Origin of the sequence: Sphingomonas sp. Leaf198 (genome assembly GCF_001424005.1) — a bacterium.
Classification (GTDB): Bacteria; Pseudomonadota; Alphaproteobacteria; order Sphingomonadales; family Sphingomonadaceae; genus Sphingomonas.
In genome coordinates this window covers 175,582-195,454 of the sequence record NZ_LMPX01000004.1, presented here as the reverse complement: position 1 = coordinate 195,454, position 19,873 = coordinate 175,582, and the positions used below count along the sequence as shown (strand labels likewise).

The window sequence follows — 19,873 nt, the reverse complement described above, 5'->3', positions numbered from 1 at the left end:
ACTGGACTTGCTCCTATTATCGTATAAATATCTGGCCAGATGCGATCGCAAGATCGGGCTAGAATCGAGAACGTGACCATGAGCCCATTTATCGCCGTCGACTGGGGCACGACCAATCGGCGTGCATTCCGGATCGAGAACGGCAGCGTGGTGGCGACCGAACGCGACGATCGCGGCGCAGCGAACGTCGCGTTCGACGAGTATGACGCGGAGGTCGCGGGCATTCGCGACCGGCTCGGCGACCTGCCGATGCTGCTCGCCGGGATGGTCGGATCGAACATCGGCTGGCGCAGCGTACCCTATGTCGCCGCGCCCGCGGGCCTGCCGCAGATCGCCGCCGCGCTCGACCGGATCGACGCGCGCACCGCGATCGTGCCGGGCCTGTCGTACCGCGACGGCCTGCACGCGGACGTGATGCGCGGCGAGGAAGTCCAGTTGCTCGGCGCGGTCGCCGCCGGGCTGGTCCCGCCCGACGCTCTGCTGTGCCAGCCGGGCACGCATTGCAAATGGGCGACCGTCGAAGCTGGCGCGATCGTCCGGTTCACCACCGCGATGACCGGCGAACTGTTCGCACTGCTCCGCGCGCACGGTGTCCTCTCGCGCCAGCTCGGCCACCCGGTCGAGCCGGGCGCGGCGTTCCTCGACGGCGTCGCGGAAGGCGCGAAACGCGATCTCGCCGCCAGCCTGTTCGCGATCCGCGCGCGCGGCGTGCTCGGGTTGGCCGACGACGCGGACGCCGCCTCGTTCGCGAGCGGACTGCTGATCGGCGCGGATACCGCCGCGCGGATCGAGCCCGGCGCGACCGTCCATATCCTCGCCGATCCCGCGCTCGGCGCGCTGTATGCCGGCGCGATCGATGCGCTCGGCGGCACCGCACACCATATAGATAGCCAGGCCGCATTCGTAGCCGGCATCACTCGCATCCAGGACCTTGCCGCATGACCGACCACCGCCAGGCCTTCGACGCCGCCTTCGCCAAATGCCCGCTGATCGCGATTTTGCGCGGGGTGAAGCCCGACGAGGTCGAGGCTATCGGCGAGGCACTGGTCGCGGCCGGGTTCACGATCCTCGAAGTGCCGATGAACTCGCCCGATCCGCTCGACAGCATCGCCCGGCTGGCGCGTAAGCTCGAGGGTCGCGCGGTGGTCGGTGCCGGCACCGTGCTGCGCGTCGAAGACGTCGAAGCCGTTGGCGCGGCGTTCGGCACGCTGATCATCGCCCCCAACGCGAACCTGCGCGTGATCGCCGCGGCGGCCGAGCGCGGCTATGTCGCGCTGCCCGGCATCGCCACGCCGACCGAAGCGTTCGCCGCGCTAGACGCAGGCGCCGCCGCGCTGAAACTGTTCCCCGCCGAAGCCGCCAGCCCGACCGTCCTGAAGGCGATGCGCGCCGTCCTCCCCCAGGATACGCGCGTGTTGCCGGTCGGCGGAATCGTGCCGGAAGGCATGGCGGCGTGGACTCAGGCGGGCGCAGCCGGGTTCGGGCTCGGTTCCGCCCTGTACGCACCGGGAATGACCGCGGCGGACGTCGGCGAACGGGCGGCGGGCTTCATCGCGGCGTTGAAGGCCGAGTAACGCGCCTTCCGCCTTCCGCCCCCGCCCCCGTTCGTGCCGAGTAGGGATCGAGTAGTCCTGCAAAGGGCGTATCGAGGGCGCGTATCGAGGTACAGGTTCCGCGCGCCAACCTGTCCTTCGATACGCCGTCTCGATGCGCTCCTTACGGAGCTACTCGACGGCTACTCGGGACGAACGGAAAAAGGATAACCCTGCAGAGGGTAACCCTACAGAGGGTAACCCTACTTCCCCCGCTTCACATACCGCCGCCCAAGAAACTCGAACGCGGGCAGCGCCTCGTGGCGCTTCAGCCCGAACCACGCCGCGTTCTCCCAGTTGGACCCCGTCCCCCAGCGCGTCTTGCACCCGGTCGAGACCCAGCCCGGCTCCCAATACACCACGCCGATCCCGCCCGCATCGACCACCGTCTGCGTCAGGTCGACGAGATAGTCCCGCTGCCCGACCGGCGTCGCGGGATAGCCCGGCAGCAGCGAATCCGCACCGAGCAGATCGGGTGACGCGTCCTCGCCAGCCGGACTGAACGGATAGGCGGTCTCGACGACGATCACGTCCGCCTTGTACCGCGCCTTCGCCGCCGCGATCGTCGCGCCCAGTTCGGCGGGCGTCCGCGTCGACCATTTGCGGTAATAGCTGATCCCGATCACGTCGAAATCGCGCACGCCCGCCTTCGCCGCCGCGTCGAACCACGCCGCGACATGCTCGGGCTGCGCGATGTGGAGCATGACCCGCGGGTTAATCGTCGCAACCTTCCCCGTATCGCGCACCGCCTTGATCCCGGCGTTGAGCAACGTCGCGTTGCGCGTCCAGTCGATCGTGCGGTCCTTCACGCCCCCCATCAGTTCGGGATTCGTCTCGTTGCCGACCTGCACCATCTCCGGCATCAGTCCCTGGGCATTGAGCTTGCCGAGCACGTCGCGCGTGTACGCATAGAGCGCCTTGGCCTGCGCCGCAGTGTCGAGCGTCGCCCACGCCGCCGGCGCGATCTGCTTCTCGCCGTCCGCCCAATCGTCCGAATAATGGAAGTCGAGCAGTACCTGCATCCCCGCCGCCTTCGCGCGCCGGATCGTCTTCGTCACATCGGCAAGATCGCTGTATTTAGTCCACTTCGCGTCGTTCCAGATCCGGACGCGGACGATGTTGCCGCCCTTCGCCTTCATCAGGACGAACGGACCGACCGGCTTCCCCTGCGCGCGATAGACCGCGCCACAATCCTCCATCTCGTTGACGTAGGACAGGTCTGCACCGAGGTAGAGTCCGTGCGCCGGCTTGGGCGCAAGCGGCTGCGCGGTCGCGGTCGAGGCAAACAGCACGAGGCCGAGAGCGATACGACGCATCAACGGTCTCCCCCGGGCATCGCCATGATCCGCAGCGAAGCGGGCTTGATCCCCTCGCCGCTCACGCGAACCGCAAACGGCCCCGGCTGCTCGCCGACCCGGACGATCGCCTGCGCGAGCCCGTGGAACGCACGGCGCTGCGTCGCGACGTCGGGCTCCAGGCTGGTCGGATTGCCGTTGCCGACCCCGATCACCGCCGCGCCGCCGCTGGTCTCGAACCGCAGCAGCGTATCCGCATCGGGCACCGGCCGACCGCGCGCATCGACGACCTCCGCCTTGAGCATGACGACATCGTTGCCGTCCGCCTTCGCCAGGCGCCGATCCGCGGTCAGCCGCACCGCTGTCGCCGCCCCCGCAGTCTCCCGCACCGAAGACGCCACGCGCCGCCCCGCGCTGAAGCCACGTGCCTCGAGTCTGCCCGGCGCATAGGGGACGCTCCACGCGAGATGCCCGTTGCGCGGCATCGGTTTCCGCCCGAGCGATCGCCCGTTGAGCAACAGCTCGACCGCCTCGCAATTGCCGTGCGCCCACACCTCGATCGGCTGGCCCTCCCGACCGGGCCAGCTCCAATGCGGCAACAGATGGACCTGCGGCAGATCCGGTCGCCACCATACGCGGTAGTAATGGAAATTGTCCTTCGGAAAGCCGCACGTGTCGAGCACGCCGAAATAGCTCGATATGCTCGGGAACTGCGCAAACGGCGTCGGCTCGCCGCGATAGTCGAAGCCGGTCCAGATGAACCCACCCGCAATATACGGCCGCGTCGCCGCGATCGACCACCACGCTTCCGCCGTCGACGCCCACCACGGATGTTCGGTGTCGTACGCGCGTACCACGTGAGCGGCCGCGTCGTTGAAATACGCCCCCCTCGTGCTGACGGTGCTACCGGTCTCGGTGCCCATCGTCGGTACGTCGGGAAAGCGCTGGTGGAACGCCTCGATCTTGTCGGTGCGGTAATTGAAGCCGATCACGTCGACCACCTTTGCCGCACCACTGTCCCAGCTATTGTCGAACGCGAACGTCGTCGGCCGGGTCGGGTCGAGCTTCCGCACCGCCGCCTGCATCTCGGACGTAACCCGCGCGCCCTTGGCCGAGCCCTGTTGCGGCTCCTCGTTGCCGAGCGACCAGGCGATCACGCTCGGCCGGTTACGATCGCGGCGGACGATCCGGTCGAGTTGCGCCATCGCCTCGTCGTCGCTGCTGTTGAGCCGCGCCTCGACGATCATCATCATGCCCGCCGCGTCGCACACGTCGAGCAGCGCGGACGCCGGCGGGTTGTGCGCGCTCCGCCACGCGTTCGAGCCCATGTCCTTCAGTTGCGCGACGCGCCACGCATGCAGCGCATCGGGAATGCCGGTGCCGACCCCCGCATGATCCTGATGATTGCAGCTGCCGAGCAACTTGACCGGCATGCCGTTGAGCAGGAACCCACGCGCACCGTCGAAATGGATCGTGCGGATACCGAAGTGCGTGTCGTACCGGTCGACCACCCGCCCGCCGATGACGATCTCGGCTTCGACGGTATAGAGCTTAGGCGTCTCGACCGACCACAGCACCGGCGTCGCGACGTGCGCCTGCTGGTCGAGCACGCGCCGCTCGCCTGCCAGCAGCGTAAAGCGGGTTTCTGGCAAGTCCGCGACCGGGCGGCGATCCGGGCCGACGATCCGCTGGCGCACCACGCCCTCGACCGCCACATCGCCGCGGTTGAGGATTTCGGTCGCGGTCGACACCTGCGCGCCGTCCGACCCCACCTCGGCACGGACCACGGTCCCCCATTGCGGCACATGCACCGGATCGGCGCGGACCAGGTCGACGTGGCGATAGATCCCCGCGCCTTCGTAGAACCAGCCCTCGCCCAACGTCGCGTCGACACGGACGGTCACGACGTTGCGGCCGCCGTCATAATCGAGGAAATCGTCGATCTCGACGCGGAACGGCGCGTAGCCGCTCTCGTTGCGCCCGACGATGTGGCCGTTCACGAAGACGAGGCAGTCGCGGAACACGCCGTCGAATTCGAGCCATAGCCGACGTCCGCGATCCCGTGCGGTGACCGCGATCGGACAGCGATACCAGCCGATGCTGTTGGCAGGAAAGTTGCGGCCGATCGCCTTGAACCCGTGCGCGGCGACGGCATCCTCGGTATCCTTCGACGCCGGCGTTGCAGGCGGTGCGAACGGGAGCGCCACCGCCCAGTCGTGCGGCACGCGCACCTGTTGCCACGCGCCGTCGTCGAACGCCGGCATCGCCGCATCCGCGGTCGCCGCGCCTGCCTTGGCGAAGGTCCGCTGGTTGCGTCCGAACCCGAAATCGCGGTCGAGATCCGCCGCATGGCCAAGATGGAAACGCCAGACGTCGAGCCGCTCCGTCGATCGTGGCGAGCGCGGTACAGGCGCTTGCGCCGCCGAGCCCGCGAATGCTGGCGTGGCGGCAACGGTGAGCGCAGCGGCGCTCTGGCCGAGCACCGCACGGCGAGTAGGATGTGGCAATCAGTCTCTCCCGGTTTATTTATCGGATAAACTACGTCAGGCGATTGCGCGAGCGTGATTTGCGCCGACGTGCGCATCGCGGGATCGTCTTCGGCCGACGTTGCGACTAGGGCGACACGATGATGTTCGCGGACCACGTCAGAGACCTTGCCAACCTCGCCGCAGCGGATCGTCGCCGAACGCTCGCCCCCCGCCGCGGCATCGATTTCGCCTCGAACGACTATCTCGGTCTCGCCGGATCGGACCGGCTGCGGGCATCGATGATCGAGGCCCTGTCGCGCGGCGTACCGGTCGGCTCGGGTGGGTCGCGGTTGCTGCGCGGCAATGCGCCCGAGCATGAGGCGCTGGAGGCGGACGCCGCGCGGTTCTTCGGGACCGAGGCTGCACTGTTCTTCGCGAGCGGCTATGTCGCCAACACGATCCTGTTCGCGACGCTCCCGCAGCGCGGCGACCTGATCGTCCACGATGCGCTGATCCACGCCAGCGCGCACGAAGGCATGCGTCTCACGCGAGCGACCTGCGTCGCCGCTGCGCATAACGATGCCGATGCGTTCGAGGATGCGATCGCCGCGTGGCGCGCGTCGGGCGGCACAGGTCGCGTGTGGATAGCGGTCGAGAGCCTCTACAGCATGGACGGCGACCAAGCCCCGCTCGCAGCGCTCGCCAAGATCGCGGATCGGCACAACGCCGTCCTGCTGATCGATGAAGCGCACGCAACAGGCGTGTTCGGCACCGACGGCCGCGGACTGGCCGAAGCGCTCGACGGCCGAGAGAACGTCATCACCTTGAGGACTTGCGGCAAGGCGCTGGGGTGCGAGGGTGCCCTGTTGTGCGGGCCCGCTGTGATGCGCGAGTTCATCGTCAATCGCGGCCGCGGGTTCATCTTCTCGACCGCACCGTCGCCGCTGATGGCACTGGCGGTCGGCGAGGCACTGCGGATCGTCGCAGACGAACCGGCGCGCCGGGAGAGGCTCTGGACGTTGATCGCCACGGCGGAGCGCGTGCTCGCACCCTACGGCGTCGCGGCGACGGGATCGCAGATCCTGCCGCTGGTGCTGGGCGATGCCGCGCGGACGATGCGCGTCGCCGGCGCGATTCAGGCGGCCGGGTTCGACGTGCGCGGGATCCGGCCGCCGACAGTGCCCGAGGGCGGATCGCGGTTGCGGATTTCGTTGACGCTCAACGCCACGGTCGCGGATATCGAGGCTTTGGCCGAGGTCATGGAAGAGGCATTGCAATGACGATCGTCGTTACCGGAACGGACACCGATATCGGCAAGACCGTGTTCGCCGCCGGGCTCACCGCCGCACTCGGCGCACGCTACTGGAAGCCCGTGCAGGCCGGGCTCGCCGATGGCAGCGATGCAGCCTCGGTCGTAACGCTCGGCGTCCCCGCGGACCGGGTCCTGCCGGAAGCATACCGGCTGACGACGCCATGCTCGCCGCATCTCGCCGCCGAGATCGACCGCGTGACGATAGATCCGGACCGGCTTGCGCTACCCCAGGTCGATGGTCCGCTGGTGGTCGAAGGCGCGGGCGGCGTGATGGTCCCCGTCACACGCGAGTTGATCTTCGCAGACCTGTTCGCGCGGTGGAACACGCCGGTCGTGCTAGTCGCGCGCACCGGGCTCGGCACGATCAACCACAGCCTGCTCTCGATCGAGGCACTGCGCAGCCGCGCTGTCCCCATCCTCGGCATCGCCTTCGTCGGCGATGCGGTCGAGGATAGCGAGGCGACGATCGCCACGCTCGGCAAAGTCCGTCGGCTGGGCCGCCTGCCCCGCCTCGATCCGCTGAACGCCGCCACCCTGGCCGAAGCGTTCGCAGCGAACTTCGACCTGGAAGCGTTCCGATGATCGACTCCCCCGTCTGGCATCCCTTCACGCAGCACGGCCTGCGCGAGCCGATCCCGCTCGTCACGCATGCCGAGGGCGCCGCGCTCTACACGTCGGACGGACGGCGGATCGTCGATGCGATCTCGTCCTGGTGGGTCACCACGCATGGCCACGCCAACCCGAAGATCATGGCGGCGATCGCCGAACAGGCGGGCAAGCTCGACCAGATCATCTTCGCCGGCTGGACGCACCAGCCTGCCGAAGACCTTGCACGCGGCCTGACCGCGATCATGCCGCCGGACCTTACGCGAGTCTTCTTCTCGGACTCAGGCTCGACCAGCGTCGAGTGCGCGCTGAAGATGGCGCTCGGCTATTGGCTCGATCGCGGCGAGGATCGCCACCGCATCCTCGTGCTCGAACACGGCTATCACGGCGACACGATCGGCGCGATGTCGGTCGGCGCGCGCGGCGTCTACAACCGTGCCTACGCGCCGCTGCTGTTCGACGTCGGCACGATCCCCTTCCCCGCCGCCGGATGCGCGCAAGCAACGCTCGACGCGCTGGAGAAAGCCTGCGCCGCACACCCCGCCGCGTTCATCGTCGAGCCAATGCTACTCGGCGCCGGCGGAATGCACATCTATCCCGCGCACATCCTCGCCGAGATGCGGAGGATCTGCGCGCGCCACGACGTGCTGTTCATCGCCGACGAGGTGATGACCGGCTGGGGCCGCACCGGCACCTTGCTCGCGTGCGAGCAGGCGGGCGTGGTGCCCGACATCCTCTGCCTGTCAAAAGGGCTGACGGGCGGCGCGATCCCGCTCGCGGTGACGATGGCGACCGAGGCGATCTACCAGGCGCATTACGGCACAGACCGCGCGCGGATGTTCTTCCACTCGTCAAGCTACACCGCCAACCCGATCGCCTGCGCCGCCGCCAATGCGAACCTCGCGATCTGGCGCGACGAACCGGTGCGCGAGCGGATCGCCGACCTCGGCACACGCCAGGCCTCGCGCCTGGAAACCCTCGCTCGCCACCCCCGCATCGCCAACGCGCGCCAGATCGGCACCATCACCGCGGTCGAACTCCGCGGCGAGGACGGCTATCTGTCGCAGATCGGCCCGCGCCTGCTCGCGTTCTTCGGAGACCGCGACCTGCTGCTCCGCCCGCTCGGCAACACCGTCTACGTCATGCCGCCCTATTGCATCGACGATTCCGATCTCGACCGAATCTACGCGGCGATCGCCGAAGCATGCGACACGATCAGGCAAGACTCCTGACGCTATTGCTGCATTGCAGCAACAAATGATGTACATGCAACGTTGAGATAAGATCGCGGCCGAGTACGCTGGCGACGAAAGGCTCGAGTCACGTGAGAAACATCGCCGATACCCTCGCCCGCATGGCGCGCGCCGGAGCACCGACCCCGCGCGACACCGTACAGAGTCGCCTGACGCCACTAGTGGAGTTCGGGACCAACCCGGGTGCCCTGCTGGGCTTCAGCTACGTTCCCGCCAACCTACCAGCGAACGCGCCACTGGTCGTCGTCCTGCACGGCTGCACGCAGACCGCGGCCGGGTATGACCACGGTGCAGGCTGGTCGAAGCTCGCCGATCGCGCGGGCTTCGCGCTGGTCTTCCCCGAGCAGACGCGTGCGAACAACCCTAACCTCTGCTTCAACTGGTTCGCATCGGAGGACACTGCACAAGCCGGCGGCGAGGCCGAATCGATCGCGCAGATGACCGAGACGATGATCGCGCACCACGGCCTCGACCGCAGCCGCGTGTACGTTACCGGCCTGTCGGCGGGCGGCGCGATGACGATGGCGATGCTCGCCACGCGGCCGGACCTGTTCGCGGGTGGCGCGGTGATCGGCGGCCTCGCCTACGGCACCGCCACCGGCGTGTCGCAGGCACTCGACCGGATGCGCGGGCACGGCGATACCAGCGACACAGCGCTGGTCGATCTGGTCCGCAGCGGCGCGCGTGGCCATAACGGGCGCTGGCCGACGCTCGCGATCTGGCACGGCGGCGCGGACGCGACGGTGAGCGTGGCGAACGCGGACACGATCGCGCGGCAATGGCGCGGCATCCACGACGTCGATGCGAAGGCCGTGCGGACGGAGCGGGTAGGCACCGCCGTCCACCGGATCTGGTCCGACGCGGACGGGCGTGACGTCGTCGAGGACTGGACCGTGCCGGGCATGGGCCACGGCACGCCGATCAATCCGTTGCACGGCGAGCGCTTGGGCGCCGCAGGGCCGTTCATGCTCGACGTCGGACTTTCGAGCACGGCGGTGATCGCGAAGTCCTGGGGCTTGGTTGCGGCTGGGAGGACGGCGACTGCGGCCAAGCCGGCCCCGGTCGAACGCGTCGCCAAGATCGCAATACCCGTGCTGCCAAAGCCTGCGGCGAGGCCACGCGCCGAAGCGCCCACCGGTATCCAAGCGACGATCGAGAACGCGCTCCGGGCGGCCGGTTTAATGCGGTAGGATAGGCATCGGCTAGCTGTTGGGTGCACTCCCGCCAACTCCCACCCGTCATCCTGACGAAAGTCAGGATCCAGAGCCATATGGACCACCATCCGTTACCCTGGATCCTGACTTTCGTCAGGATGACGGAGTGGTTGGGAAAGGTCGCGCGGCCAGAGCCCGTTCACACCGCATCGCGCCCTGATCCTCCCCCGCTAGGGGGAGGTGGCAGGCACTTCGCCTGACGGAGGGGGCGGCATGGACGGCATCCGTTGCATCTCCTCCCATGCGTCGCCTTCCCTAGCAGGAGGAGGATAGACGGATCATCGACAAGCCACCCAACCCGGCTAAAGCCAGAGCATGACGTCCACCCCGCCCCGCCCCTGGCGCACAGAGTTCGCCGCCACGCTGAAACTCGCCTGGCCCCTGGTCGCGACCAATCTCGCCCAGGCACTCGTAGGCGCGACCGACGTGGCGATGCTCGGGCGCCTCGGGTCGGACACGCTGGCAGCGGCGACGCTCGGCCTCAACCTGTACCTCGTCTTCCTGATCTTCGGCATGGGCCTCACCACCGCCGCCGTCCCGATGATAGCGCGCGAGCGCGGCGCGCGGCCGCATGCGGTGCGCGATATCCGGCGGACCGTGCGCCAGACGATCTGGGTCGCCGCCACGCTCTGCGTCCCGTCGTGGATCGTACTGTGGAACGCCGAACCGATCCTCGTCCACCTGCTCGATCAGGACCCGCTGCTCGCGCACGAGGCGGCGAGGTTCGTCCGCGCCGTGATGTGGGGAATGCTCCCGAGCCTGTGTTTCCTGGTTCTCCGCGCATTCGTCGCTGCACTGGAGAAGCCCGCCTGGTCGCTGGTGGTGATGGTCGGGCTGCTGGTCGTCAACGCCGGGCTCAACTGGCTGCTGATCTTCGGCCACGCCAGCCTCCCCGCGCTCGGCTTGCTCGGCTCGGGCATGGCGAGCAGCATCGCCAACGGCCTCAGCTTCGTCGCGATGGCGGCGGTCATCGTCTATGCCAGGCCGTTCCGCCGCTACCACCTGCTGGGCCGGTTCTGGCGCAGCGACTGGCCGCGATACCGCGCGGTCTGGAAGCTTGGCCTGCCGATCGCGATCACGCTCGGGTTCGAGTCCACCGTGTTCATCGCCGCCGTGTTCCTGATGGGGCTGCTCGGCACCGTGCCGCTCGCCGCGCACGCGATCGCGATCCAGATTGCCAGCGTCACGTTCATGGTCCCGCTCGGCATCGCCCAAGCCGCCACCGTCCGCGTCGGTCTCGCCTCCGGACGCGGCGACCGTGCGGGGATCGGCCGTGCAGGCTGGGCGGCATTCGCGATCGGCGAAGGCTTCATGGTGCTAACCGCAGCGTTGCTGATCCTGGCACCACAAATGCTGATCGGCATCATCCTCGACGTCGACGCGCCCGCCAACGCGCCGGTCGTCGCGCTCGCGATTTCGCTGCTCGCGGTCGCCGCCGTGTTCCAGGTGGTCGACGGCGCGCAGGTGATCGGCGCGGGCATGTTGCGCGGGCTGGGCGATACCAAGGTGCCGATGCTGTTCGCCGCGATCGGCTATTGGGGGATCGGCATCGGCGTCGGCGCATGGCTCGCGTTCGGCAGAGGCTGGGGTGGAGTCGGCATCTGGACCGGGCTCGCGACCGGATTGGCGGTGGTATCGGTACTGATGATCGCCCGTTGGCAGGCGCGCGAACGACTTGGCCTCGGCTAAGGCTCGACTGGCCTCTTTGTCCGACAATAAGGATACATAATCGCGCGAATGTGTTAACATGTGTTAAACCATAGGAGCGTGACATATGCCTGATCAAGACCGCATCGTCGCGATCGGGTTGCTCACGCAGCGCGACGTCTTCGCGCTCGGCCATGATCTGTCGCGCGTCTATCCGATCGACGAGATGCCGTGCTTCGGCAGCCTGCTCGGTGCGATCGACGATGCAGACCGAGCCTTCCACCGCGCCCGCGATGCGCAGCAGCTTGCCATTCCTTTGCGACAGAGCGCAACCTCGCGCGCATAGCGGCGTTCGAGACCCGCTGCCCCGCGGAGATCGATCATGACGCTGCCTACCGAAATGCTGCTGCTGGGCTGGTCGACGGTCCTGCTGTTCGCCTACGTCATGATCCAGGGGCAGACCGCGACGCGCGACCGCGGGCTCGACTGGAACGCGGGGCCCCGCGACGGCGATCAGAAACCGCTCGGCGAGATGGCCGGCCGCGCCGAACGCGCGCTCAAGAATTTCCAGGAAACCTACCCGGTCTTCATCGCGCTCGCGCTGGGGCTGGCCGTGACCGGTCGCACCGGCGGTATCGGTGCGATCGGTGCATGGGTCTGGTTCGGTGCGCGGATCGCCTACATCCCGCTCTATCTGTTCGGAATTAAGTACGTCCGCAGCCTGTGCTGGCTAGGCTCGATTCTCGGTCTGCTACTGATGCTGATCCGCTTCCTCTGAGGCTCAGAGCGTACGGATGATTGCCGAGAAGTCGAGGCCACCCTGCCCGGCCTCGGCGAACGCCTCGTAACGCTCGGCCGCCTTCGCGCCCATCGGAGTATCCGCGCCGATGTCCTTTGCCGCCGCCATTGCGAGCCGTAGGTCCTTCAGCATCAGCGCCGCCGCGAAGCCGCCCTGATAGTCGTGATCGGCGGGCGTATCGGGACCAATGCCCGGCAGCGGCGCATACGTCGTCATCGACCAGCTCTGCCCCGAAGACACGCTGGCGATGTCGTAGAACGCCTGCGCATCGAGCCCGAGCTTCTCCGCCAGCACGAAAGCCTCGCAGGTCGCGATCATCGTCGCGCCGAGGATCATGTTGTTGCAGATCTTCGCTGCCTGCCCCGCGCCGTTCGCACCCGCGTGGATGACCGCCTTGCCCATGTCGGCGAGGATCGCCTGCGCCCGGTCGAACGCCTCCGCCGAGCCACCGACCATGAAGGTCAGCGTCCCCGCATTCGCCGCGCCGATCCCGCCAGAGACGGGCGCGTCGACCGCGACAAGGCCCTTGGCCTGCGCGGCGGCGGCGACCTGCTTGGCGGTGGCGACGTCGATCGTCGAACAGTCGATCAGGATAGCGGACGGCGACGCGATGCCGAACAGCGCGTCGTAGACCTCGGCGACATGCTTGCCGGCGGGGAGCATCGTCACGATCGCCTCGGCGCCATGGGCGGCTTCGGCAGCGGACGCGACCGGCAGGCAGCCAGCGGCCTTCGCCTTGTCCAAGGCGTCCGCGCTCAGATCGAACGCGCGGACGTCGTGACCCTTCTTGGCAAGGTTCGCCGCCATGCCGCCGCCCATGTTGCCGAGCCCGATGAAACCGATCCGTGCCATGTTCTCTCTCCTAATCTTGCTCCCTCCCGTTCACGGGAGGGGTTGGGGGAGGGGCGTGGCGCAAACACGTCGCGCGTGGTCGCGGCACGCCCCTCCCCTGACCCCTCCCGCAAGCGGAAGGGGAATTCGTTACTTCCCCGTCCAGGTCCCGGCGCGCTTCTCGACGAAGGCCGCCATACCTTCGCTCTGGTCCGCGGTCCCGAACAACCCGTGGAACAGCCGCCGCTCAAACTGGACGCCCATCGCCAGCCCCGTCTCGAACGCCACGTTGACCATTTCCTTGTTCGCCAGCACCGCCAGCGGCGCCATCGCAGCGATCGTGGTCGCCGTCTTAACCGCCTCCTCGACCAACTCGTCCGCCGGCACGATCCGCGAGACCAGCCCCGCGCGCTCAGCTTCCTCGGCATCCATCATCCGCCCGGTCAGGCACATCTCCATCGCCTTGGCCTTGCCGACCGCGCGCGTAAGCCGCTGCGATCCGCCCATGCCCGGCGACACCGCGAGCTTGATCTCGGGCTGCCCGAACTTGGCGGTATCGGCGGCGAGGATGAAGTCGCACATCATCGCCAGCTCGCACCCGCCCCCGAGCGCATAGCCCGCGACCGCCGCGATCACGGGTTTGCGTGTGCGCGTGAAATTCTCCCAGCCCGCGAAGAAGTTGCTCGCGTACATCTCCGCGAAGCCCTGCGACTGCATCTCCTTGATGTCCGCCCCCGCCGCGAACGCCTTGGCCGAGCCGGTCAGCACTGCGCAGCCCTGCGACGCATCCGCATCGAACGCGGCGAATGCGGCGATTAGGTCGGCGAGCACCTGAGAATTGAGCGCGTTCAGCGCCTGAGGCCGGTTCAGCGTGACGAGCGTAACGCCACCGCGCTGCTCGACCAGGATCGTTTCGTAGGTCATTCGCTTACTCCTTGTATCCCCGCGAAGGCGGGGACCCAGTCTGGGCTCCCGCCTTCAAGGCCCCTTCAAAGTAATACTTTGAAGGGAAACCCTTCGCGGGAGAACATCGTTAGATCAGCCCGGCGTCCACGCCTCATCTTCGGGCAACGGCGCAAAGATCTGGTCGATCACGTGATCGGTCACATCCTCGGGCGTCGCCGGATCCCAGCGCGGCGCATTGTCCTTGTCGACGATCACCGCCCGCACGCCCTCGATAAAGTCATGCCGCTGCACGACATGCGCGCCGACCGCATATTCCTGCCGCATCTCGTCCGCGAAACTCGCCATCGCCGCCCCTTCGTGGAGCAACCGGAGCGACACCTTCATCGTCTGCGGCGACTTGGTCTTCAGCGTCGCGAGCGTCTGCGTTGCCCACTCGCCGCCATCGGCTTCGAGCGCGGCGTAGATTTCCTCCAGCACGTCCGACGCGAACAGCCGGTCGATCTGGTCCTTCCGCGCGAGGATCTTCGCGTCGGGCGCCGGCACCGCCAACGCGTCGAGCACGCCCGCAATATCCTGCGGCGTCTCCCCAATCCGCGCCTTGGCCGTATCGAGCGCATCGCTCGTGAGAAAATGCGTCGCCAACCCGAGCGCGAGACACTCCGCGCCGTCGAGCCGGTGCCCGGTCAGCGCCAGATACTGCCCGATCCGCCCCGGCAATCGCGACAGATACCAGCCGCCGCCCACATCCGGGAACAGCCCGATCCCCGTCTCCGGCATCGCGAACTTGGTGTTCTCGGTCGCGACGCGAAACCGGCACGGCAGCGCAAGGCCGACGCCGCCGCCCATCGTGATGCCGTCCATGAACGCCACGATCGACTTGGCATAGGTGAACAGCCGATGGTTCATGCGGTACTCGGCATGAAAGAACGCCCGCGCCTCGACGCCATCGGTCGCGCCGGACGCGGCAAGCATGCGGATATCCCCGCCAGCGCAGAACCCACGCCCCTCGGCATGATCGACCACGATCGCCTCGACCGCCGCATCGCCCCGCCATGCCTCCAGTGCCTCAAGCACGCCTTCGCACATCGCCAAATTCAACGCGTGCAATGCTTTCGGTCGGTTCAACCGAATACGGCCGACAGGCCCTTCACTCTCGACGATCAGATCATCGGTCACGCGTTCACCTCCCGAACATCATCTCCGCGCCTCTGCGCCTCTGCGCGAACAAGATTCTTTTTCGCGCAGAGGCGCAGAGGCGCGGAGCAGAAGAAAGACTTGTAGCTGCGCGGACTCACTGCCGGGTCAGTTCGCGACCGACGATCATCCGCATCACCTGGTTCGTCCCCTCGAGGATCGAATGCACACGCAGGTCGCGCCAGAAGCGTTCGATCGGATAGTCCTGCAGATACCCGTAGCCGCCATGCAGCTGCAACGCGCGGTCGACCACCGACGAGCCGGTGTCGGTCGCCAGCCGCTTCGCCATCGCCGCGAACTTGGTCTTGTCGGGCGCGTTCGCCGTCACCTTCGCCGCTGCCATGTAAAGCAGCGCCCGCGCCGCCTCCAACTCGGTCGCCATGTCCGCCAGCATGAACTGCGTGTTCTGGAAGTCCGCGATCGCCTTCCCGAACTGCTTGCGATCCTTGGTATACGCAATCGCCTCGTCGAGACACCGCTGCGCACCACCAAGCGAGCACGCACCGATGTTGAGCCGCCCGCCATCGAGCCCCATCATCGCGATCCGAAAGCCCTCGCCCTCACCCCCGACCATGTTCGCCGCCGGCACGCGGACGCCGTCGAAGATCACCTGCCGCGTCGGCTGCGAATGCCAGCCGAGCTTCTTCTCGTTCGCGCCGAACGACACGCCCGGCATGTCCTTCTCGATCACGAGGCACGAGATGCCCTTGGGCCCGTCCTCACCGGTGCGGACCATCGTCACATACACCTCGTTCTCGCCCGCACCCGAGATGAACTGCTTCGAGCCGGTCACGATCCAGTCGTCACCATCGCGAACCGCGCGGGTCTTCAGAGCCGCGGCGTCGGAGCCGGAGCCGGGCTCGGTCAGGCAATAGCTCGCGAGCCGATCCATCGTCACCAGATCGGGCAGATACTTGTCCTTCACCGCGGCCGATCCGAACCGATCGATCATCCACGCCGCCATGTTATGAATGCTGATGAAAGCGGACGTCGAAGGACACCCGTACGACATCGCCTCCATGATCAGCGCAGCCTCGAGCCGCCCCAGCGCAATCCCGCCGCTTTCCTCGCTGACGTAGATCGCCGCGAAGCCGAGCTCGGCCGCCGCCTTGATCGTCTCGCGCGGGAAGATGTGCTTCTCGTCCCACTCGGCCGCATGCGGCGTGATCCGGTCGGCAGTGAAACGGCGCGCCAGCTCCTGGATCTCGCGCTGGTCGTCGGTGAGGTCGAACTGGTTGGAGGTGAACTGGTTCATCGTGGTCCTATCTCCGTCATGCCGGGCTTGACCCGGCACCCAGAGCCACGGACGCCGGTGTTCGTGGCTCTGGGTCCTGACTTGCGTCAGGATGACGATTGGGGGAAATGACGTGGATCGGCAACCGGCTGTCTACATCCTCGCCAGCTGGCGCAACGGGACGTTGTACATCGGCGTCACGTCCAACCTGATGGCGCGGATCGTTCAGCATCGTGCCGGATCCTTTGGCGGCTTTACGCGAATGTACGGCGTCAAACGGCTCGTTTGGTTCGAGATGGCGGACACGATGGAGTGGGCCATAGCTCGCGAGAAGCAGTTGAAGAACTGGCACCGCGCCTGGAAAATCGAACTGATCGAAGCTGACAATCCGACGTGGCGCGATCTGGCAGAGGACTGGGGCTTCGATCCGCTCCCCCAGCCGTCATCCCGGGCTTGACCCGGGACCCAGAGCCACGAGCCCCTACGCCCGTGGCTCTGGGTCCTGACGTTCGTCAGGATGACGGAGGAGGCAGACCGCACCCCAATCACCCCATCGTCGGAATAACAAACGCATCATTATTCCGCGCCGGGCCGCCATCCTCGGCCATCGCCGGCAATGCAGACCCGTCCGGCCAGCGCTGCGTGATCGTCTTGGCCTTGGTCCAGAACTTCACGCCCTCCATGCCGTGCTGGTTGGTGTCCCCAAACGCCGAGCGCTTCCACCCGCCAAAGGTATGATACGCCACCGGCACCGGGATCGGCACGTTGATGCCGACCATCCCGACGTTCACCCGCGCCGCGAACTCGCGCGCCGCGTGGCCGTTGCGCGTGAAGATCGCGACGCCGTTGCCGTATTGATGCTCGCTCGGCAGGCGCACCGCCTCTTCGAAATCGGCGGCGCGGACGATCTGCAGCACCGGCCCAAAGATCTCTTCCTTGTACGCCGACATCTCCGTCGTCACGTGATCGAACAGCGACGGCCCGATGAAGAAGCCCTTCTCATGCCCCTGCAATGCAAACCCACGCCCGTCGACGACCAGTTCCGCGCCCTCGTCAACGCCAGTCTGGATCCAGTTCTCGATCCGGGTACGATGCGCCGCGTTCACCACCGGCCCGTAATGCGCGTCGTTGTCGGTCGACACGCCGACGCGCAACGCCGCGATCGCCGGGATCAGCTTCTCGCGCAGCGCGATCGCGGTCTTCTCGCCGACCGGCACCACGACCGGCAGCGCCATGCAGCGTTCGCCCGCCGAGCCAAACGCCGCGCCCGACAGGTCGGCGACGACCTGGTCGAGGTCCGCGTCGGGCATGACGATGCCGTGGTTCTTCGCGCCGCCCATCGCCTGGACGCGCTTGCCCGCCTCGACGCCGCGGCGGTACACGTAATGCGCGATGTCGGACGATCCGACGAAGCTGACCGCCGAGATCGCCGGGTGATCGAGGATCGCGTCGACCATTTCCTTGTCGCCGTGGACGACCTGGAAGATGCCCTCGGGCAGCCCCGCCTCGACGAACAATTCGCCGAGCCGCACCGGCACCGACGGATCGCGCTCGCTCGGCTTGAGGATGAAAGCATTGCCGGTGGCGATCGCGACGCCAGACATCCACAGCGGGATCATCGCCGGGAAATTGAACGGCGTGATGCCCGCGCCGATGCCGAGCGGCTGGCGCATCGAATAGACATCGATGCCTGGCCCTGCGCCCTGCGTATATTCGCCCTTGAGGATGTGCGGGATGCCGCAGCAGAACTCGATCACCTCGAGCCCACGCTGGATGTCGCCCTTCGAATCCGCGATCACCTTGCCATGCTCGGACGACAGCAGCCGCGCGAGTTCGTCCATGTTCGCTTCGACGAGCCGCTTGAACTCGAACATCACGCGGGCGCGACGCTGCGGGTTGGTCGCGGCCCAGCCCGGCTGCGCCTTCTGCGCGGCGGCGACGGCCGCATCCAGATCGGTCGCGCCCGACAGCCGCACGCGCGCCTGAACCTCGCCCGAATTCGGGTCGAACACGTCGCCAAAGCGCTCGGCCGTGCTGGCCGCACCGCTCACGAAATTCTCGATCGTTCGCATGGGCATCCTCTTCTAGTTGCCCGCATCGTCCGCCATAAGCGTTTCGCAGCCAAGTGGGGCTGTTTGCAGATACGCTCTGCAAATGTGCAGCATGGGGTGAGGCGTTCATGGATTGGGACGACGTCCGGTATTTCCTCGCTCTGGCACGCACGCACAGGCTCGGGCCAGCCGCGAAACTGCTCGGGCAAGACGCGACGACGGTCTCGCGACGGTTGCAAAGGTTGGAACGACGACTCCAGACGACGTTGTTCGAGCAGACCGTGGCGGGATACGCGCTGACCGAGCGTGGCGCGGCGCTGCTAGACCATGCCGAGACGATGGAGGCGTCCGCGCTCGGCATCCAGGAAGTCGTCGGCACCGACGCAGGCGTGCTCGCGGGGCCGATCCGGTTGAGCGTCTCGGAAGGCTTCGGCAGCCGCATCCTCGCCCCGCGGCTCGCGTCGTTCACCAACCAGCATCCGCGGATTGCAGTCGACCTGATCGCATCGACCGGCTTCCTCAATCCCTCACGGCGAGAGGCGGATATCGCGGTGATGCTCGCGCGCCCGAAAAGCGGACCGTTGGTCGCGCGAAAACTTACCGATTATCACCTCGGCCTCTACGCGCATCCCGACCACCTCGCGCGGACAGGGCCGATCACGACCACCTCGGCCCTGATGCGGCACCGGCTGATCGGCTACGTCCCGGACATGATCTATGCTCCAGAACTCCGTTATCTCGCAGAAATCGACGGGCGGCTCGATGCGTCCATCCGCAGTTCGAGCATCGTCGCGCAGGCCGAGCTGATCGCGGCGGGGGCGGGCTGCGGGATACTCCCGTGCTTCATCGGCGACCAAATGCCAGGACTGGTGCGCGTGCTGCCCGAAGCGGTGGATATTCAGCGCTCGTTCTGGCTCGTCGTCCACCGCGACGTCCGGCGGATCGCGCGGATCGATCGGTTCATCGGCTGGCTGGACGCGACCATCGGCGAGTTGAAGCCGCTGATGCTGGGCGGCGCCTCCCGCTCGTTTGCCGCGCCGGAGTGACGCACCTATAGCGCGCGGCGGCGGCATTCCGCTCGTCCGGAGCAACAGCGTGACCCCGACCCTGTACCACAAGATGATCGACTGGATCGGCGACGGCACCGGACTGCCCGACACGATCCTCCATATCCATGCCGGCATGGCGTTGCTGATGCTCGCGCGACTGGTGACGCGGCGGTCGTTCGGGACGTTCATTCCGTGGTGGGTGGTCGTCGCGGGCGAGGCGTTCAACGAGATCATGGACCGCCTGACGTTCGGGTCGTGGCGGTGGGAGGATACCTCGCTCGACATCCTCAATACGCTGCTGTGGCCGACGGTGATCTGCCTTGGCGTGCGGCTGCGGCCGATGATCGGGAAGCGCCGGCGATAACTCGCGCCATCCCCCGACCGTCATCCTGACGAAAGTCAGGATCCAGAGCCGAGGAGGA

19 protein-coding genes are annotated in these 19,873 nt (G+C 67.2%); 12 read left to right on the top strand and 7 right to left on the bottom strand.

The genetic code is table 11. From position 1 onward, the window contains the following. Positions 1–78: 78 nt before the first annotated feature. Positions 79–942: a 2-dehydro-3-deoxygalactonokinase gene (locus ASG20_RS16265; RefSeq protein WP_056055241.1), complete on the top strand. Its 864-nt coding sequence runs from the start codon at positions 79–81 to the stop codon at positions 940–942. Then, on the top strand, positions 939–1,574 hold the full coding sequence (locus ASG20_RS16260) for a 2-dehydro-3-deoxy-6-phosphogalactonate aldolase (RefSeq protein WP_056055238.1): 636 nt from the start codon (positions 939–941) through the stop codon (positions 1,572–1,574). The genes ASG20_RS16265 and ASG20_RS16260 overlap by 4 nt, the downstream gene beginning before the upstream one ends. A 221-nt stretch (positions 1,575–1,795) precedes the next feature. Here ASG20_RS16260 and ASG20_RS16255 read toward each other — a convergent pair whose 3' ends face one another. Together ASG20_RS16255 and galA are read right to left on the bottom strand one after the other, a co-directional pair. Beyond that, a complete protein-coding gene (locus ASG20_RS16255; RefSeq protein ID WP_082471023.1) occupies positions 1,796–2,908 on the bottom strand; it encodes a glycoside hydrolase family 53 protein in 1,113 nt (370 codons plus the stop codon). Next, positions 2,908–5,394: a beta-galactosidase GalA gene (gene galA, locus ASG20_RS16250; RefSeq protein ID WP_082471022.1), complete on the bottom strand. Its 2,487-nt coding sequence runs from the start codon at positions 5,392–5,394 to the stop codon at positions 2,908–2,910. Before galA ends, ASG20_RS16255 begins: the two co-directional genes overlap by 1 nt. A 119-nt stretch (positions 5,395–5,513) precedes the next feature. Between galA and ASG20_RS16245 the strand changes: the two genes are divergently transcribed. From ASG20_RS16245 to ASG20_RS16215, 7 genes are all read left to right on the top strand, one after another. Beyond that, positions 5,514–6,635 (top strand): 8-amino-7-oxononanoate synthase, encoded by a 1,122-nt coding sequence (locus ASG20_RS16245; RefSeq protein WP_056055231.1) that lies wholly within the window; start codon positions 5,514–5,516, stop codon positions 6,633–6,635. Further along, a complete protein-coding gene (bioD, locus tag ASG20_RS16240; protein WP_056055229.1) occupies positions 6,632–7,249 on the top strand; it encodes a dethiobiotin synthase in 618 nt (205 codons plus the stop codon). The genes ASG20_RS16245 and bioD overlap by 4 nt, the downstream gene beginning before the upstream one ends. Beyond that, positions 7,246–8,505, top strand: a complete 1,260-nt coding sequence (locus tag ASG20_RS16235; protein ID WP_056055227.1) for an adenosylmethionine--8-amino-7-oxononanoate transaminase — start codon at positions 7,246–7,248, stop codon at positions 8,503–8,505. The genes bioD and ASG20_RS16235 overlap by 4 nt, the downstream gene beginning before the upstream one ends. 92 nt (positions 8,506–8,597) lie before the next feature. Further along, positions 8,598–9,716: an extracellular catalytic domain type 1 short-chain-length polyhydroxyalkanoate depolymerase gene (locus ASG20_RS16230; protein ID WP_231420848.1), complete on the top strand. Its 1,119-nt coding sequence runs from the start codon at positions 8,598–8,600 to the stop codon at positions 9,714–9,716. Between the two features lie 339 nt (positions 9,717–10,055). Next, the gene (locus tag ASG20_RS16225) at positions 10,056–11,429 is read left to right on the top strand and encodes an MATE family efflux transporter (protein WP_056055225.1); all 1,374 of its coding nucleotides are present in this window, start codon (positions 10,056–10,058) and stop codon (positions 11,427–11,429) included. Positions 11,430–11,514: 85 nt separating this feature from the next. Then, a complete protein-coding gene (locus ASG20_RS16220) occupies positions 11,515–11,733 on the top strand; it encodes a hypothetical protein (RefSeq protein WP_056055220.1) in 219 nt (72 codons plus the stop codon). 36 nt (positions 11,734–11,769) lie between these two features. After that, the gene (locus tag ASG20_RS16215; RefSeq protein WP_056055218.1) at positions 11,770–12,165 is read left to right on the top strand and encodes an MAPEG family protein; all 396 of its coding nucleotides are present in this window, start codon (positions 11,770–11,772) and stop codon (positions 12,163–12,165) included. 3 nt (positions 12,166–12,168) lie between these two features. Here ASG20_RS16215 and mmsB read toward each other — a convergent pair whose 3' ends face one another. From mmsB to ASG20_RS16195, 4 genes are all read right to left on the bottom strand, one after another. Further along, the gene (gene mmsB / locus ASG20_RS16210) at positions 12,169–13,038 is read right to left on the bottom strand and encodes a 3-hydroxyisobutyrate dehydrogenase (RefSeq protein ID WP_056055215.1); all 870 of its coding nucleotides are present in this window, start codon (positions 13,036–13,038) and stop codon (positions 12,169–12,171) included. A gap of 129 nt (positions 13,039–13,167) precedes the next feature. Next, positions 13,168–13,941 carry an enoyl-CoA hydratase gene (locus ASG20_RS16205; RefSeq protein ID WP_056055211.1) on the bottom strand — a complete coding sequence of 258 codons (774 nt, stop codon included), beginning with the start codon at positions 13,939–13,941 and terminating at the stop codon, positions 13,168–13,170. Positions 13,942–14,055: 114 nt separating this feature from the next. Next, a complete protein-coding gene (locus tag ASG20_RS16200) occupies positions 14,056–15,099 on the bottom strand; it encodes an enoyl-CoA hydratase/isomerase family protein (protein ID WP_056055209.1) in 1,044 nt (347 codons plus the stop codon). Between the two features lie 115 nt (positions 15,100–15,214). Next, positions 15,215–16,372, bottom strand: coding sequence for an acyl-CoA dehydrogenase family protein (locus ASG20_RS16195; protein ID WP_056055206.1), 1,158 nt, complete (start codon positions 16,370–16,372; stop codon positions 15,215–15,217). 112 nt (positions 16,373–16,484) lie between these two features. Between ASG20_RS16195 and ASG20_RS16190 the strand changes: the two genes are divergently transcribed. Continuing rightward, on the top strand, positions 16,485–16,808 hold the full coding sequence (locus ASG20_RS16190) for a GIY-YIG nuclease family protein (protein WP_056055203.1): 324 nt from the start codon (positions 16,485–16,487) through the stop codon (positions 16,806–16,808). An 88-nt stretch (positions 16,809–16,896) separates the two neighbouring features. Here ASG20_RS16190 and ASG20_RS16185 read toward each other — a convergent pair whose 3' ends face one another. Continuing rightward, a complete protein-coding gene (locus ASG20_RS16185; RefSeq protein WP_056055200.1) occupies positions 16,897–18,423 on the bottom strand; it encodes a CoA-acylating methylmalonate-semialdehyde dehydrogenase in 1,527 nt (508 codons plus the stop codon). A gap of 107 nt (positions 18,424–18,530) precedes the next feature. Here ASG20_RS16185 and ASG20_RS16180 point away from each other — a divergent pair, with 107 nt between their 5' ends. Together ASG20_RS16180 and ASG20_RS16175 are read left to right on the top strand one after the other, a co-directional pair. After that, positions 18,531–19,448 (top strand): LysR family transcriptional regulator, encoded by a 918-nt coding sequence (locus tag ASG20_RS16180; protein WP_056055198.1) that lies wholly within the window; start codon positions 18,531–18,533, stop codon positions 19,446–19,448. A 49-nt stretch (positions 19,449–19,497) separates the two neighbouring features. Next, positions 19,498–19,815 (top strand): hypothetical protein, encoded by a 318-nt coding sequence (locus ASG20_RS16175; protein WP_056055194.1) that lies wholly within the window; start codon positions 19,498–19,500, stop codon positions 19,813–19,815. Positions 19,816–19,873: the final 58 nt, after the last annotated feature.